The organism is Candidimonas nitroreducens (genome assembly GCF_002209565.1).
Lineage (GTDB): Bacteria > Pseudomonadota > Gammaproteobacteria > Burkholderiales > Burkholderiaceae_B > Candidimonas > Candidimonas nitroreducens.
Window position 1 is genome coordinate 112,886 of record NZ_NJIH01000015.1, and the last position, 16,086, is coordinate 128,971.

At 63.3% G+C, this 16,086-nt stretch carries 14 protein-coding genes; 5 read left to right on the top strand and 9 right to left on the bottom strand.

All coding sequences use genetic code 11. The annotated features are described in order from the left end of the window. Window positions 1-97: 97 nt before the first annotated feature. The 5 genes from CEY11_RS22625 to trxB form a co-directional block, all read right to left on the bottom strand. Complete coding sequence (locus CEY11_RS22625) at window positions 98-1,534, bottom strand: NAD(P)(+) transhydrogenase (Re/Si-specific) subunit beta (RefSeq protein ID WP_088605689.1); 1,437 nt, start codon at window positions 1,532-1,534, stop codon at window positions 98-100. Next, complete coding sequence (locus CEY11_RS22630) at window positions 1,534-1,860, bottom strand: NAD(P) transhydrogenase subunit alpha (RefSeq protein ID WP_088605690.1); 327 nt, start codon at window positions 1,858-1,860, stop codon at window positions 1,534-1,536. The genes CEY11_RS22625 and CEY11_RS22630 overlap by 1 nt, the downstream gene beginning before the upstream one ends. Beyond that, entirely contained in the window at window positions 1,860-2,987 is a 1,128-nt protein-coding gene (locus CEY11_RS22635) for a Re/Si-specific NAD(P)(+) transhydrogenase subunit alpha (RefSeq protein ID WP_088605691.1), read from the bottom strand. Before CEY11_RS22635 ends, CEY11_RS22630 begins: the two co-directional genes overlap by 1 nt. A gap of 42 nt (window positions 2,988-3,029) precedes the next feature. Next, window positions 3,030-3,926: a DUF1684 domain-containing protein gene (locus CEY11_RS22640; RefSeq protein ID WP_088605692.1), complete on the bottom strand. Its 897-nt coding sequence runs from the start codon at window positions 3,924-3,926 to the stop codon at window positions 3,030-3,032. A gap of 130 nt (window positions 3,927-4,056) precedes the next feature. Beyond that, complete coding sequence (gene trxB, locus CEY11_RS22645; protein WP_088605693.1) at window positions 4,057-5,007, bottom strand: thioredoxin-disulfide reductase; 951 nt, start codon at window positions 5,005-5,007, stop codon at window positions 4,057-4,059. Between the two features lie 261 nt (window positions 5,008-5,268). On the opposite strand from trxB, the gene CEY11_RS22650 reads away from it, so the two are divergent. Further along, complete coding sequence (locus CEY11_RS22650) at window positions 5,269-6,180, top strand: LysR family transcriptional regulator (protein WP_143323031.1); 912 nt, start codon at window positions 5,269-5,271, stop codon at window positions 6,178-6,180. A 53-nt stretch (window positions 6,181-6,233) separates the two neighbouring features. Here the strand turns inward: CEY11_RS22650 and CEY11_RS22655 are convergent, their stop codons facing one another. Further along, on the bottom strand, window positions 6,234-7,490 hold the full coding sequence (locus CEY11_RS22655; protein WP_088605695.1) for a D-amino acid dehydrogenase: 1,257 nt from the start codon (window positions 7,488-7,490) through the stop codon (window positions 6,234-6,236). 413 nt (window positions 7,491-7,903) lie between these two features. On the opposite strand from CEY11_RS22655, the gene CEY11_RS22660 reads away from it, so the two are divergent. Together CEY11_RS22660 and CEY11_RS22665 are read left to right on the top strand one after the other, a co-directional pair. After that, window positions 7,904-9,451, top strand: coding sequence for a YifB family Mg chelatase-like AAA ATPase (locus CEY11_RS22660; RefSeq protein WP_088605696.1), 1,548 nt, complete (start codon window positions 7,904-7,906; stop codon window positions 9,449-9,451). A 430-nt stretch (window positions 9,452-9,881) separates the two neighbouring features. Continuing rightward, window positions 9,882-10,856 (top strand): Bug family tripartite tricarboxylate transporter substrate binding protein, encoded by a 975-nt coding sequence (locus CEY11_RS22665; protein WP_158215422.1) that lies wholly within the window; start codon window positions 9,882-9,884, stop codon window positions 10,854-10,856. Window positions 10,857-10,991: 135 nt separating this feature from the next. Here the strand turns inward: CEY11_RS22665 and CEY11_RS22670 are convergent, their stop codons facing one another. Both CEY11_RS22670 and CEY11_RS22675 read right to left on the bottom strand, forming a co-directional pair. Further along, window positions 10,992-11,672: an RraA family protein gene (locus CEY11_RS22670; RefSeq protein ID WP_088605698.1), complete on the bottom strand. Its 681-nt coding sequence runs from the start codon at window positions 11,670-11,672 to the stop codon at window positions 10,992-10,994. Further along, a complete protein-coding gene (locus CEY11_RS22675; RefSeq protein ID WP_088605699.1) occupies window positions 11,669-12,352 on the bottom strand; it encodes an RraA family protein in 684 nt (227 codons plus the stop codon). The genes CEY11_RS22670 and CEY11_RS22675 overlap by 4 nt, the downstream gene beginning before the upstream one ends. Before the next feature lie 110 nt (window positions 12,353-12,462). Between CEY11_RS22675 and CEY11_RS22680 the strand changes: the two genes are divergently transcribed. Next, the gene (locus CEY11_RS22680; protein WP_088605700.1) at window positions 12,463-13,407 is read left to right on the top strand and encodes a LysR substrate-binding domain-containing protein; all 945 of its coding nucleotides are present in this window, start codon (window positions 12,463-12,465) and stop codon (window positions 13,405-13,407) included. Window positions 13,408-13,499: 92 nt separating this feature from the next. On the opposite strand, the gene CEY11_RS22685 is transcribed toward CEY11_RS22680, so the two are convergent. Beyond that, the gene (locus CEY11_RS22685) at window positions 13,500-15,071 is read right to left on the bottom strand and encodes an IclR family transcriptional regulator domain-containing protein (protein WP_088605714.1); all 1,572 of its coding nucleotides are present in this window, start codon (window positions 15,069-15,071) and stop codon (window positions 13,500-13,502) included. Window positions 15,072-15,303: 232 nt separating this feature from the next. Here CEY11_RS22685 and CEY11_RS22690 point away from each other — a divergent pair, with 232 nt between their 5' ends. Continuing rightward, window positions 15,304-15,999, top strand: a complete 696-nt coding sequence (locus tag CEY11_RS22690) for an RraA family protein (protein ID WP_088605701.1) — start codon at window positions 15,304-15,306, stop codon at window positions 15,997-15,999. Window positions 16,000-16,086: the final 87 nt, after the last annotated feature.

A 16,086-nucleotide genomic window follows, 5' to 3' on the forward strand; every position in this document is an offset into this window, starting at 1 on the left:
GCGTGCCCGGAACGGGGCGGATTCAGCATAAAGTGTAGGGTGGATGCCCGATAATTTTTTTCTGTTTTTGGCATGCCTGAGGCTGAAAATGGAAAAATTATTCCACCGCCTTGGCCATGTCCTCCACGACCTTTTTGGCGTCGCCGAAGACCATCATGGTCTTGTCGAGGTAGAACAGCTCGTTTTCCAGGCCCGCATAGCCCGCCGCCATCGACCGCTTGTTGACGATGACCGTGCGCGCCCTGTAGGCCTCCAGGATCGGCATGCCGGCAATCGGCGACTTGGGGTCGTTCTTGGCGGCGGGGTTGACCACGTCATTCGCGCCCAGCACCAGCACCACGTCGACCTGGCCGAAGTCAGAGTTGATGTCATCCATTTCGAACACCTGGTCGTAGGGCACTTCGGCTTCGGCCAGCAGTACGTTCATATGCCCGGGCATGCGCCCGGCCACCGGGTGGATGGCGTACTTGACGTCCACGCCCTTGGCGGCCAGCTTGGTGGTGAGTTCCTTCAGCGAGTGCTGGGCACGTGCCACGGCCAGCCCATAGCCGGGAACGATCACCACCGTCTCGGCGTTGGCCAGCATGAAAGCCGCGTCGTCCGGGCTGCCCGACTTGACGCTGCGCTGCTGCTGTTGCGGGCTCGCGCCTGCCGCGCCCGCCGCATCGCTGCCGAATCCGCCCAGGATCACGTTGAAGAACGAACGGTTCATGGCCTTGCACATGATGTAGGACAGGATCGCCCCCGAGGAGCCCACCAGCGAGCCGGCAATGATCAGCATGGGGTTGTTCAGCGAGAAGCCGATTCCGGCCGCCGCCCAGCCCGAGTAGCTGTTCAGCATCGACACGACCACCGGCATGTCGGCGCCGCCGATGGGAATGATGATGAGCACGCCCAGCACGAAGGCGAGAGCGGCCATGGCCACATACGGCAGCCATAGCTGAGTGGCGGCGAACCACACGCCGCAGCCCAGCATGGCGGCTGCCAGCAGCAGGTTCAGCATGTGCTGTCCCGCGAATACGACCGGGGCGCCGCGGAACACGCGCAGCTTGTAGCGGCCCGACAGCTTGCCGAAGGCAATGACCGAGCCCGAGAAGGTGATGGCGCCGACGAAGGTGCCGATGAACAGTTCGATGCGGTTGCCGGTGGGGATGGGCTGGCCGGGTGCGGCGATGGCAAAGGCGTGCGGCTCGGCCACCGCCGCAATGGCGATGCATACCGCGGCCAGGCCGATCATGCTGTGCATGAAAGCGACCAGCTCGGGCATCTTGGTCATTTCGACGCGCCTGGTCATGATGGTGCCGGCCGTGCCGCCCAGCAGCAGTCCCAGGCCCACCCATCCCAGGCCGGCGGCGGGCGTGCTGCCCAGTTTGACCGTGAGCGCCGCCGTGGTCAGCACGGCGATGGCCATGCCCGCCATGCCGAAGGTATTGCCCAGGCGCGATGTGGCAGGGTGGGACAGCCCTTTCAGGGCCTGGATGAAGCACACCGAGGCGATCAGATACAACAGAGTGACGACATTGAGCGATAACATCAGCGGGCCTCCTGCCTGGCGGATGTGGCCACGGGCCTGGCCTTTTTACGGAACATCTGCAGCATGCGGCGGGTAACCAGGAAGCCGCCGAACACGTTTACCGCCGCCAGCGCCACGGCCACCACGCCCATGGCCTTGCCCAGGCCGGTGTCGGTCAGCGCGGCCGCCAGCATGGCGCCGACGATGATGATGGCCGAGATCGCATTGGTCACCGCCATCAGCGGGGTATGCAGGGCCGGCGTCACGTTCCAGACGACGTGATAGCCCACATAGATGGCCAGCACGAAGATGATCAGGTTGATGACGGTATGGTTGAGCAGTTCCATTACTTTTTCCTTAGTACAGTGCGTGCTTCGCACACCATGCAGGCCGCGACGATTTCGTCTTCCCGCTGGATGGCCGGGGTACCGTCCTGGGCTATCACCAGCTTCAGGAAGTCCAGCAGGTTGCGCGCATACAGCGCCGAGGCGTCGGTGGGCACCAGCGCCGGCAGGTTGCTGTAGCCGATGAGGCTGACACCGTGCTTTTGCACGATGCGGTCTTTTTCCGACAGCGGGCAGTTGCCGCCGCGCTCGACCGCCAGGTCGACGATGACCGAGCCGGGCTTCATGGCGTGCACGGTTTCTTCGGCGATGAGCACCGGCGCAGGGCGCCCCGGGATCAGCGCGGTGCTGATGACGATGTCGGCCTGAGCGCAGCGCTGCGAAACCAGCGCCGCCTGGCGCGCCATCCAGGCCGCCGGCATGGGCCGCGCGTAGCCGCCGACGCCTTGGGCGATCTCGCGCTCTTCGTCGGTCTCGAAGGGCACGTCGATGAACTTGGCGCCCAGCGATTCGATCTGTTCTTTGGCGGCCGGACGCACGTCGGAGGCCTCGACCATGGCGCCCAGGCGCTTGGCGGTGGCAATGGCCTGCAGGCCGGCCACGCCGGCGCCCAGCACCACGACGCGGGCCGCCTTGAGCGTGCCGGCCGCGGTCATCATCATGGGAAACAGCCGCCCGTACTGGTTGGCCGCCAGCAGCACCGCCTTGTAGCCGGCCAGGTTGGCCTGCGAGGACAGCACGTCCAGGCTTTGCGCACGCGTGATGCGTGGCGCGGCCTCGAGCGCAAAGGCGGTGACCCCCGTCGAGGCCAGGTGCTGCAGGCCCTCGAAGTCGTAGGGGTCGAGCATGCCCAGCAGCAGCTGGCCATCGCGCAGCAGCGCGAGTTCGTGCTGCTGCGGCGCCCGAACCTTGAGGATCGCTTCGGCTTGCCCGTAGACGCCGGCGGCGTCCGCCACCAGCGTGGCGCCGCAGTCCGCATAGGCTGCGTCGGGGTAGCTGGCCGGTTGCCCCGCGCCGGCCTGCACCAGCACCTGGTTGGCGCCGCCCGCCGCCAGCTTCTTGACAGTTTCGGGCGTAGCGGCGACACGTGTTTCCCCCGGCCGTGTCTCGGTCGGGATTCCGACTTTCATGAAACTCTCCTTGTTGCGTTAAGGCGCTATAAGCCCGAGGCCTTAGCCCTTGTAGGTGGATATGCGCTCGTGAGGCACGGGGGGCGTGTATTCCCCGGCGGGCACTCGGAAGGGCAGCCTGCTGCCCGCCGGGGTGGAGGGGCAGGCGACGAAAGTCGACAATGCGCAGGGAAACGAGACGGCGCGATTGAAGTCCAGCGCCGTCAGGGCTTCGAGCTCGGCCTGGTCGGCGAACTTGATGATTCTGCCCCCGCCATAGGTTTCTTTGCCGTTGGTCTGGTCGCCGAAATGGACGTAGCAGTAATTGCTGAAGTACCCGGTAGACTGGCTGCCGGCGCGGTGGCCGCTGACCTCGAGGCTGAAGGCCTGGCCGTTTATCGTGAGTTCGATGTGGCCGATCGTGAAGCTGGCTTCGTAGACGCTGTCGTCGACCGTGGGCACGTTGTGCAGCTCGATATGCGCCGCCACGAATTTCGCCGGAACCACCCATGCCTCGCTCAGGGGGAAGGTCTCGATATCGTCGAAGCGTTTGCGTGCAGCCTCTTGCGGGTCTCTGACACGGATCGCGTGGATCGTCTCGCCCCGGGAGTTCACGCGGGTGATCGTCTCCACCTCGAGATCTTCGTAGAACAGGGCGACGGCCGAGCCGGTGCCCGAGTTCTTGTTGTAGCCGTGGGGAATATGGGTCGGGCCTTTTGCTTGCTTGCCGTCGACGCTCAGGAATTCTCCTTTTGCGGCGCGTTCCGGATCGGGGTGGTAATAAATCTCCCCGTCTTTCAGCAGCCACTGTCCGGGGACGAACTCGGAGGTATACAGTTCCCCCTCGGTCAGCCAATCCTGGCAGACGACCGACAGGAAGCCGTGGGGACGGTTCAAATCCTTTATCCGATCGTCATGCCATTGTTGCCATGCGGCGATGTATTCTGTAGAGAGAGCCATGATTGCCTTCTGTATCGAGTAAAAAACAAGGGGGCTTGAACGGAACGAGCAGCTGTGTCCGTGGGTGCGCGCCGGGCCTCAAGCGGGGTCGTACGCAGGCCGCACCCATAGCCTGTCGGGGTGATGCAATTCAGCCGGCCAAGGTGTCCAGATAGCGCTCGGCATCCAAGGCGGCCATGCAGCCGAAGCCGGCGGAAGTAATGGCCTGGCGATAGTGCTGGTCGGCCACGTCTCCGGCGGCGAAGACTCCGCTTGCCGATGTCTGCGTGGCATAGCCTTCCAGGCCCGAGCGTATCTTCAGGTAGCCGCCGTTCATGGCCAATTGGCCTGCGAACAGATCGGTGTTGGGGTGGTGGCCGATGGCCACGAAGAACCCTGTGGCGGCGATATCGCGGCGGCTGCCATCGAGCGTCGACCTGACCCTTACGGCATTGACGCCGGAATCGTCGCCCAATACTTGATCCACTTGGCTATGCCAGAGAGTCTCGATCTTGCCCGCCTGCACCCTGGCGAACAGCTTGTCCTGCATGATTTTCTCGGCGCGCAGCTTGTCTCGGCGATGCACCAGATAGACTTTGCGCGCGATGTTGGACAGATAGAGCGCCTCTTCGACGGCGGTATTGCCGCCGCCGACCACGACGACGTCCTGACCTTTGTAGAAAAAACCGTCGCAGGTCGCGCAGGCCGACACGCCGCGCCCCTTGTAGCGGTCTTCCGACTCGATGCCCAGATACTTGGCCGTGGCGCCTGTTGCGACGATCAGGGCGTCGCAGATATAGGTGTCATGGTCGCCCACCAGGCGCAGCGGCCGCGCGGAGAGATCGGCGGTGTGGATGTGGTCGAAGATGACCTCGGTGTCGAAGCGCTCGGCATGCGTCTGCATGCGCGCCATCAGATCCGGCCCCATCAGGTCGGTGCCGTCGCCGGGCCAATTGTCCACTTCGGTGGTGGTCATCAGTTGGCCGCCGGCCTGCATGCCGGTGATCACGACCGGATTCAAGTTGGCGCGCGCGGCGTATATGGCGGCCGTCCAGCCGGCGGGCCCCGAGCCCAGGATGATGAGTTGACGATTGATAGCCATGTTTATCGGATGTGATAGTTGATGAAGCGGGTGGCAGCCATGGGTTCGTCCGTCGTATGCGCTGCTTCCATGAGGAAAACTTTATAGATACTGCCCGGTGTCAACAAGAACCGTTTTTAGTGATTTGTGTTCTCTTGAAAGCAACGCAGTGCGTTTTTCATCTGGATAAATGTCAACGCAGAGACTAAAGTAGGGCAGTGCCGCGGCATCTTGCGCCGGCACCCATATCGTTTCCCACCCATCCAAGTGCAGGTAATCGCCATGTACGCCCTGTCTCCGTTCTTGCGCTACTTTGAAGAAGTTGCCGTGCAAGGCTCCGTGCGCCGTGCGGCGGAACGCCTGTATATCGCCCCATCGGCGGTTACACGCCAGATCAAGGCATTCGAAGAGATGCTGGGCGTGCCCCTGTTCGAACGCCTGCCCAGGGGCGTGCGCCTTACTCCCACCGGTGAGCTCATGCTTGCCAGCGTCCGGCGCCTGCACAGTGAGTTCGAAGAGGCCCTGGCCCAGGCCGATGCCTTGAAAGGCCTGCGCTGGGGCAAGGTGCGGATCGGCGTGCTGCAGTACCTGAGCGAGCGATTCATCCCGTCTTTCGTCGCGGCGACGAATAAAACCCATCCCGGCATATCGTTTGCCATCCACATTGCCAATTCCGAGCAAATAGCCCATCTGGTGGAAACCGGCGAGCTGGATATCGGCTTATGCTGGGCGCCGCCGCCTACGGCGCTGCTTGCCCGGGTGCGCACGGCCGCAATCCCGATAGGTGCGGTGGTGCCGGCCGGACATGCGCTGGCGAAGAAGCGGCGCATCCCGTTTCATGAATGCGCCGGCTATCCGCTGATACTGCCCACCGCGGAAATGGAATTGCGGCGTATGCTGGACGGCCTGCACAATGGCATGTCCGGGCGCATCACGCCGCTGCTCGAGACCAATTCCATTTTTGCCATGCGCCAGCTGGTGCGCGATGGCAGCGGCGTGGCGATCATGACCCGCATGTCCATCCTGGACGAGATCAAGCGGGGCGAGCTGGTTCACGTTCCGCTGTCGGATCCGCACGCGCGATCGATGCAGCTTTCCTTGCTGGTGCGAACCGGGCGCGACCTGCCCGCCGCGGCTGCCGCATTGCTCGACAGGCTGCAGGCAAGCTTCGATGCCTATGCGGGCGTCGCTTAGCCGCGCGTGCGACGGCTGCTTCCGAAGAGACGTTGTTTGCTATCCGCTATTCGCTATCCGCGGTAGCGTTCTATGGTCAGCCCTTCGATGTCGATTTCCGGCTTGCGGCCGCTGGCCAGATCCGACACGACCTTTGCGGTGCCGCAGGCCTGCGTCCATCCATTCGACCCATGTCCGCTGTTCAGCAGCAAGCCTTCCCGGCCCGACGGGCCGAGTATCGGCGGGCCGTCCGGCGTCATCGGCCGCAACCCGGCCCAGAAGCTGGCGTTCTCATAGTCTATGCCGTCCGGGAACAAGCCTCGCACCGTGCGAACCAGCAGCTTTTTGCGCTCGGGTTTCAGCGACAGGTCGTCGCCGATCAATTCTGCCATGCCGGCGGCACGGATCCTGTTGCCCAGCCGGGAGATCATGACCTTGCTGTGCTCGTCCATGACAGATACCGTCGGCGCCTGCGCGGCATCCGTCACCGTGGCCGTGATGGAATACCCTTTCAACGGGTAGACGGGCAGCTTGATGCCCAGCGGCGCAACAAGCGCGGGAGCCTGGTTGCCCATCGCTACCACCGTGACGTCGGCATTCAGCGGCCCCGCCGACGTCCTGGCGCCCGTGACGCGGCCCGCTGTGTGCAGCAGCTGCTCGACCCGGGTGGAGTAATGGAAGCGCACGCCTTGGCTTGCCAGCCATGCGGCCAGGGCCTGGCAGAAAGCGTGGCTGTCGCCCGAGGCATCGGCGGGCAGGTGCAGCGCGCCGGCCACCGCGACGCTGGCGCGCTTCAGCGCGGGCTCTATGGCAAGCGCGGCCTCGGAGTCCAGCATCTTGTGATCGATGCCCAGCTCGGCCAACGCGTTAGCCGCAATATTGCCCAATTTGCATTCGGCGTCCGTTTGGAACAATTGCAGCACGCCGTCCGCATGAAAGTCGAAGGCAATGGGCGTCTGTGCCATGAGTTCTTGCAGGCAGGCGTAGCTATAGTGCGCGACCCGCTGCATGCGCAGCTTGTTGACGCGGAACCGGGGTGCGTTGCACTCGCGCAGCCACTTGCGCGCCCAGCTCAGCCTGCGCAATTCCGGCCGCAGCGAAAAGCGCACCGGGGCGTCGGCCTGCATGACCATCTTCAGCACCTTGGCCGGCATGCCGGGCGCGGCCCAGGGCCCCGCGAAACTCGGACAGAGCCCGCCGGCATTGCCGAAGCTGGTCTCCATGCCCGCGCCCGTAAGGCGTTCGACGACCTCGACTTCGTGGCCGTCACGGAACAAATAATAGGCGGTGGCGGTACCGACCACCCCCGCGCCAAGAACGAGGATCTTCATAGGCTAGACATAGTAACGATTTTTCAGGCGGGCAGGGCGCGAGCAAAGGCCGTGGCGCAATAGCGCCGCCTTCGAAAGACGGGATGCTGAGAGGACGCTTAAGCGTAAAAGACAACGGCGTGAAATTTATTTCTTTGTAGGGCTGAAATCCACATCGCCGGGAAAGAATTTTCACCGGCAACAGGTGCTTTCCGGCCCGGATGTCTGCATGTTCGCAAGCGCCGAGTCGGGCTGGCTCCGTGAAACCCCGTCCGGCGCTTGCACCGGATCGGTTCTAAGTAGTAGCCCTTGCGGACATTCCGGGCGCGGTTCGCCGCTATTGGCCGCGCAACGCGCCATACTCGGCTCCATATATGCGAGACGGGTTCACGCGCCGACGTTGCGGTTCGCGCGAACTCGCAAAAGGAGAGCGGATGTCCCTGGCGGTATTGGCCAGCCGGGCCTTGTACGGACTGGAGGCGTTGCCGGTACGGGTCGAAGTACACGTGGGGCCTGGCCTGCCCGCCTTCAACGTGGTGGGGCTGCCCGATGCAGGCGTACGCGAAAGCCGCGAGCGCGTGCGTTCGGCCATTATCAGCAGCGGGCTGGAATTTCCGGCGGGGCGCATCACCGCGAACCTGGCGCCGGCCGACCTGCCGAAAGAATCGGGGCGCTTCGACCTGCCCATAGCGCTGGGTGTGCTGCTGGCTTCCGGGCAGGTGCAAGTGCCGGGCCGCCGCCGCGGCACCAGCAGCGAACCCGACCTGGCCGGCTACGTCTTCGCCGGCGAACTGTCCCTGACCGGCGCCGTGGTGGAGGTGGGAGCGCCATTGGCCATCGCGCTGGCGGTGGCGCGCAGCGACCCGGCCTTGCGGCTGGTACTGCCTGCCGCCAGCGCGGGCGCCGCCGCCCGTGTGCCCGGGCTTACCGTGCTGGCCGCAAGCACCTTGCAGGAAGTCGTGGCCCATTTTTCCGGACTGGCCCAATTGCCGCGCGCCGAACCCGAGATACCACCGCCTGCCCAAGACAGTGCGAGCCTCGCTTGCCTTTCCGAAGTGCGCGGCCAGCCCATGGCGCGCCGCGTGCTGGAAGTCGCAGCCGCTGGCGGCCACAGCCTGTTGATGTGCGGGCCCCCCGGCGCAGGAAAAAGCATGCTGGCGTATCGCCTGCCGGGCTTGCTGCCGCGCCTGACCAACATCCAGGCGCTGGAGGTCGCGGCGCTGGCCGGCATTGCCGGGGCCGCGCAATCGGTCAGCGATACGCCGCCATTCAGGTCGCCGCACCATTCGGCGTCGGCGCCGGCCATCGTCGGCGGGGGCATGCACCCCAAACCGGGCGAAATCAGCATGGCTCATCACGGCGTGCTGTTCCTGGACGAGCTGCCCGAATTCGAGCGCCGCGTGCTGGAATCCCTGCGCGAGCCCATGGAAACCGGCCGTGTCTCCATCGCGCGCGCCTCGCGCACACTGGCTTTTCCGGCCTCGTTCCAATTGATCGCCGCCATGAATCCGTGTCCTTGCGGCTGGCTCGGACATGCCACCATGCGCTGCACCTGCAGCGTCGACCGCGTCGAGAAATACCGCGGCAAGCTGTCGGGGCCGCTGCTCGACCGCATCGACCTGCAGATCACGCTGCCGCCGGCCGACGCCGCCTGGATGGACGCGCCGCCCGGCGAAGCCTCGGCCCCGGTGCGGGCTAGGGTGCAGCTGTGCCGCCAGCGCCAGATCGACCGGCAGGGCTACCCCAATGCCCGCCTCGGCGTCACCGACCTGGATCGCCACTGCGTTCTGGATACCGCCGCCCGCAAGCTGTTGGGCCAGGCCATGTCGCGCTGGAGCTGGTCGGCGCGCGTGGCGCACCGCGTGCTGCGCGTGGCCCGTACGCTGGCCGACATGCAGGGCGCCGATGCCATCGGCGCCGCGCACATCGGCGAGGCCATACAGTATCGACAGCCCTGGAGCCGCGCGCCGCGGGGCGGATGATGCCGCAGCATGAGCCGATGTCGTTAGCTCTGGCCATCTCCACGAGAGAATAAAGCATGGCCGAATTCTGAGGCTCATGGCGGTTGGCCATCGTGGCGGCACATGATTCTTATCCAGTATCACTGAGATAGAAAATTAGAAATTTCCATATTAGCGAAGGCTCGAGATAATACGGCCGGTAATGTGGCGCTGGACGGGGCGGCCCGCGTACTAGAGAAGGTCGAGCCTTATGTGGGTATATGAACGGGACGGGCGTGGGCGGGATCTCCCACGGTTGGCGGCGTGCCTGGCTATCGCATTACGACAAAGAGGCCGGCGCTGTTATGTCCGATAGATAGCAGGCGCGCCGGATTTTTCGGGATACTGCATTGAAAGAGCAATATCACCGCAATGGCAAGTCGTTACGGAGGATACATCGATGAACAGGCGCATGAACAGACGCCGTCTTTTGGGGAGCGCGGCAAGCATGTGGCTGGCGCTGGCGGCTGCCGGGCCCGCACAGGCCGAGCCCGCGTGGCCGAATAAGCCCATCACCTTGGTGGTGGCCTATCCGGCAGGCGGAACTTCCGATCTGCTGGCGCGCATACTTTCTTCGCAGCTCAACAAACGCTTGGGGCAGCCGGTCATCGTGGAAAACCGGCCGGGCGCGGGGGGTACGATAGGCACTGGCTACGTAAGCCATGCCGAGCCTGACGGGTATACGTTTCTTGTGGGCTCCAGCAGCCCCATTACGATTGCCGGCGCCTTGTATTCCAAGTTGAGCTATAGCCCTACGCAAGGCTTTACCGACGTCTCGCCGCTGGCCGCGACGCCGTTTTTCCTTACTGTGAATGCCAAGACCAGCCTGCATTCGGTGAAAGACGTCATAGAGCAAGGCAAGTCCGGCAAGCTCAATTTCGGCTCGGCCGGGTCGGGCTCTCCCCAGCACATCCTGGGTGAGATGTTCAATGTCGCAACCCATACGCATATGCAGCATATCCCGTACAAAGGGTCGGGGCCCTTATTGACCGATCTGGTGGGCGGGCAGGTTCAGCTGGCTTTCGAAAGCCCGGTGGTGGTCATGCCCCAGGTAGAGACCGGCAAGCTGCGTGCGCTGGCGGTGGTCGGCGCCGAGCGCACTCCGCTGTTTCCGGACATTCCCACCTTGGACGAGCAGGGGGTGAAGGGTCTCGACGTCTTGCCCTGGTATGGATTGTTCGGGCCGGCACACTTGCCGGCGGCAATCACGAATCGCATGAATGCGGCAGTGCAAGACATCCTGCGCATGCCGGACGTGCAGAGCAGCTTGCGCAAGCTCGGTGCGCAGACCCTTTTGATGAGCGCCGCGTCGTTCAAGAAAATGGTCGATCGTGACATCGATATCTGGGGCCGCGCGACGAAGGCCGCAGGCGCGAGGATCGATTGATTGGGCTGCCGGCAGCATAGGGCGCAAACAGAAGACGGGCCAGCCCGCAGGCTTCGTGAAGCATAGCGCTGACGAGCTTGCGGGCTTGTTCCAGGAGTGCCGCGTCTTAGGCGGCGGCCGCGGCGGTGGCGGGCATCATGCTTTTCTTTGTAGCGTGTGGTAGTTCAGTGCGGCTCGCGCCTCGCCTATGGTGGCGCCTTGCGCGATGCGTTCGCGGATCGCGGCTTCGACGGCTTCGATATGGCGGGCGGTTTCCGCAACTTCGCGTGCGCGGGCACGCGGTACGATAATCACGCCGTTGGCGTCGGCCACCACGATGTCGCGCGCCGCGACCCTCACTGTGCCGATGGCTACGGTGGTATTTATCGATTCGACCTGGACGCGATCCTTGCCGGTGCGCATGTAGCGGCCCGCCGAGAACATGGGGTAGCCGTCGGCCAGCGCCTTGTTCACGTCCCGGCACACGCCGTCTATCACCGTGGCGGCGATGCCCCGCAGGCCGGCGTACTGGGTCATGATGTCTCCCCATACGGTGCAATCGGTACGGCCGTCATTGTCGATTACGACGACATCGCCTGCAGCCACCTCGTCGATGAAGTCGCCCACGGTACCAGCCGGCACGCTCGCCGGCACGTATTTCACGGTATAGGCCGGGCCTACGACCGGGCTCGGGTAATCGGCCAGCGGCATGATGCCAAGCGCTTGGCCATGCACACCGAGCTTGTCCATGGCGTCCGATACGCCGGGGGTGTCCAGGCCGGCAAACAGGGCGACCAGCTCCAGGTCTTCGGCGCTGGCTTGGCGGGGGTTTGTCATGAAAGGTCTCCAGATTCAGGTGTACGGGTTCGAATAGCTTCGAATTCTTTGTCATGCATGACTTGGGCCACGGAACGGCCGGCGCGCACCGCTGCGACCATGTCGTTCTGGCGGCGGGCGATACGTTCGCCAAGGTCGAGCACCGCTTCAATATGGCCGGTGGGGACGAAAACCGTCCCGCAGCGATCCGCGATGACATAGTCGTCTTCCTGTACGGTGACGCCGGCCACCTGTATCGGCTTGCCGGAATCTACCTGGATGATCCGGTTGCGTGCGCTGACCATGGTGATGCCGCGGCCATAGACCGGATAGCCTATGGATTCGCTGCCTTCTATGTCGCGGCTCGCGCCGTCGATGATCGTGCCGCGGATATGCTTGACGTGGGCGGCATTGGCCAGAATGTCGCCCCAGCACGAGATGCCATTCACACCGCCGGCAATGACCAGTACGCGATCGTCGGCGCTGACTGCCTCGATGACCGGCGAAATCAAATGCACGGTAGGCTGGGCATCGGTCTTGGGGCCGAGTTGGACGGTGCTGGCGCGCCCGACAATTTTGGGACAGCGCCACAGCGGGCGCAGGCCATAGGTGGCGCCGGGAAGGCCGAGGAAATCCAGGGCGTCGGAAACGGTGTTTGTGTCCAGCGCCGCGAGGCGATCGAGCAGGGATGGCTGAGCCATAGACGTATAAATCCAGGAAAAAGACTTGTATTTTGTGGGCCTCAATCTGATATGTAAATTTCTATAAAATTATTTGTGTAATATGAAATTTGAATGAGAGGGAGGGAACCATGAGCACAATAGACTTCAGATTGATCCGCCAATTGTGGATGTTTCTTGCGGTAGCCGAAGAGCAGCATTTCGGCAGGGCGGCAACCCGGCTGGGCATGTCTCAACCGCCCTTGACCGGGCAAATCAAAGTGCTGGAACAGTCCCTGAAAATGCGTTTGTTCGAGCGCTCGCGCCGCGGCACGCAGCTGAGCGCGGCAGGGGCTGCAATATTGCCCGCGGTGCAGCAGTTTTCCAGCCAAGTCGAACATCTCGAGCGTGTGGTGCGCGAGGTGGCGAGAGGTCAATCGGGGGTGTTGCATGTGGGCGCCATTACCTCGGCGATGCTGGACACGGTGCCGCCGCTGCTCAACGCGCTAAGGCAGGCTCACCCCCATCTGACGGTTTTCGTGCGTGAAATCGACAGTGTGGAAGCGATTCCCGGCCTGGAGGCGGGGGATCTGGACATGGCTTTTGCCCGGGTCGACGGCGACATCGGCCCAGGTATCGCCACCTTGCCGCTGACTGAAGATCGCCTTGCAGTTGCCTTGCCCCGGGATCACGCCCTGGCAGGCTTGCAGCGTGTTCCGTTGAAATCTTTGGCGACAGAGCAACTGGTCATGTCCGCGCGACAGATCAGCCCTGTTTATTTCGATATGCTGGCTTCCATCTGCCGGTCGCACGGGTTCGCGCCGCGTGTCTTGCACGAAGTGCGTTCCGTCGCGTCCCAGGTAGCCTACGTCAGCTGCGGCCAGGGCGTGGCGCTGGTTCCCTCGGCCATGAAAAAATTGGCACCGGAAGATGTGGTTGTTCGGCCCCTGAAAGAAAAAATCATGGTGGTGACGGCCGCTCTGGCGTGGAATGTGCGGCGGCGCCATCCGCTGGTTGATGCCGCCGTAGCATGGCTCAAGGAGCATCACGGCGCGCAGAGGCGAAGCCGTGCATCAGGCAAGGGGATGCGTGCGTAGCGACGGCGTATGCCGTTCCGGCATGCGAGGCTGCTCTTTTCGGCATGCGGCCGCCTTGCGCTTATTGATACGTAGAACACAAGCAGCGCTGCCTATCGGCTCGGAAATCTAAAAACATGGCCTGAAAGCGGGGCGATTTTCAGTTCGTTCAGCATGACCGGCTGGCGTGCCGTCGTGACATATACGGTGTCCAATTCCTTGCCGCCGATTTCGATGCCGGTAGAAAACGGCACCGGCAGCGGGGTAGTGCGTTCCAGCACCCCGTCGTCGCGGAAGGTCATGACGCTCCAGCCATGGCGCATGGTCGTCCAGATACGACCGAGCGCGTCGATCGCAATTCCGCTCAACTGGCCTGCGCCGCGTGGAACCGAGGTAATTCGGTGGATTCGATCCGAGCCGGGCCGAAACAGCAGGATGGCGCCCGACTGCTGGGCCGTTGCGTAGAGCAGTTTTCCGTCGTTCGTCCAGCGCAGGCATTCGATGGTTTCGTCGGTGTACCACTGCCGCCGGAATGCCGCCGTTGAGTTGAGCCTGCCGATGGCCGTTCCGTGAGGGCCGCGAAGCGCCGCCCAGATTTCGCCATTCGGGCGGTTGGTTATGGCTTGAAAGGAAATTGGCCGCCATTCGGGCAGCGGGCGTATATTGCCTTCGGGGCCTATGAGCACGGCGCCCTGGTCGTGTGTCGCACAGAGTTCGGTTCCTTGCAGGAACAGTCCGGTAATCGGTTTATCGAGGCGTGTCCGGGTTTGAGTATCCGCGTTCGCCCGGCGCAGCGCCGGCGCGAGCGTGTCGGCCCAGATCAGTTCTGCGCGGTGATTATCCCAATAAGGGTATGCGCCGTACAGGGAAGCCGAGCCGGGCACGACCAGAGGGCCGGACGAAGAGGGCGCGCCGGCGATGCCTTCTAGGCGCAAGCCTATCCGCCGGGCCGCTTCGACGAGTTCGGGGCCGAGTAATTCCAGGCGGGAAATAGGGAGTCTGTAGGCCGGCCCGGCCAGGCTGATGGCACCGCGAACCATACCGAAAGAGTCTATGACCGCCGCCGCCACGCAGCGCACTCCCGGCACGTTTTCTTCGTCGTCGATAGACCAGCCACGGGCTTTGATCAGCTGCAGCTGCCTTTTCAGGTGGCGTCGATCCGTCAGGGTATGCGGAGTCAGGGGCTCCAGGTGGATCTTGTCCAGCAGCTCTTTTTGCTGGGCGGCGGGAAGCGCCGCCAGCAGGGCCTTGCCCTGGCCTGTGGCATGAACGGCCTTGCGCAGCCCCAGTTCGGCGTTCGAACGGTGATCGTGAGCCCCGTCGTAGCGTTCCAGCGATATGACGGCCGCGCCTTCCAGCTTGCCGATGTAGGTGGTTTCCCCGGTGAGATCCCGTAGATCCCGGAGTTCCTGGGCCGCCGCCCCGACCAGATTCTGCATGGCGTAGTTCTGGTGGGCGATCTCTACGTAGCGCATGCCCAGGGAATAGGTGCGCCCGACGTCTTCGCGGCTTACGAGGCCTCGCGCCACCAGGGTCGCGAGCAGGCGATAGATTGTGGTGCGGGGCAGTTCCAGGCGGGCGGCCAGATCGCCTTGTGAAATCCCCGAGGGGTGCCGGCTGATCTCGTCGAGTATGTCTATGGCCTTCTCAAGAGCCCCTGTTCCGTCTCCGGGCCGAGTATTCATCGCAAGTTGTCCCATCATATGGAAAGGCAGCCGAAGTCATGCTTGGAGGGTTCGCTGATTTCTGCTGTAGGCGTTTTAAGATTTCGTGGTGCGGCGAAATCACATCTCTGGAATCGGCCGGCCAGGGCGCAGAGACGATCGATGGGCTTCGGATATCCAAGTGTATCGGTGATTGTCGCAAGTATGCAATGGCGGTTTAACCGCATTCGGAATCCACAACACAGGAATCGGTATGGACTTGTACTCGGCACAGAACGCGCATCGAACCGCCGGGAAGGCGGCTCCGGTGGTCGATGACGCGCTGTTGGAGCGCTATACGAAGATCAGCAGCGGCACGCTGACCTCGCAGCTGTTCAAACGCGGGTTGCGCCAACAGGTGCTGGTGGGCATACGGCCGTTGAATCGCGTCGTCAAGCCCTTTGCCGGGCGAGCCTTCACCATGCGCTTTATTCCCGCCCGGGAAGACATTGATACAGGGGCCACCGTAACCATGCGCCCCGATCCGGTGAATCTGCAATGGGTCGGTGTCGAGGAATTGAGCGCCGGGGATGTGCTGGTGATTGACAGCCGTGGCGATATCCGTGGGGCGTCGATGGGAGACATCTTGATAAGCCGCATGCAGCGGCGCGGGGCGAGGGCGGTGATAACCGACGGCGCGTTTCGCGATGGCGCGGAGATTTCCCGCATGGAAATCCCTGCGTGGTGCGCAGCGGTTACGGCGACCTCCCGTCTGTCGTATCACCATGTGGCCGATTTGCAGGTTCCGATCGGCTGCGCGGAGGTCGCGGTCTACCCCGGCGACGTCGTGCATGGCGACGAAAACAATATAACCATCGTGCCGTCCTATCTTGCGGAAGAAATTATTGCCGCGTGCGAGGCGCAAGAAAGTCTCGAGGTGTTGTGGTCTAATTTTGGTGGACACTTTTGAAGCGAATCATTACGACCGAATAAGGTGATTTCGTGACAAAGAAGCAAGAGCCTGGCCACCCCCGTAAGATCGACGCAGCCTTCAAGC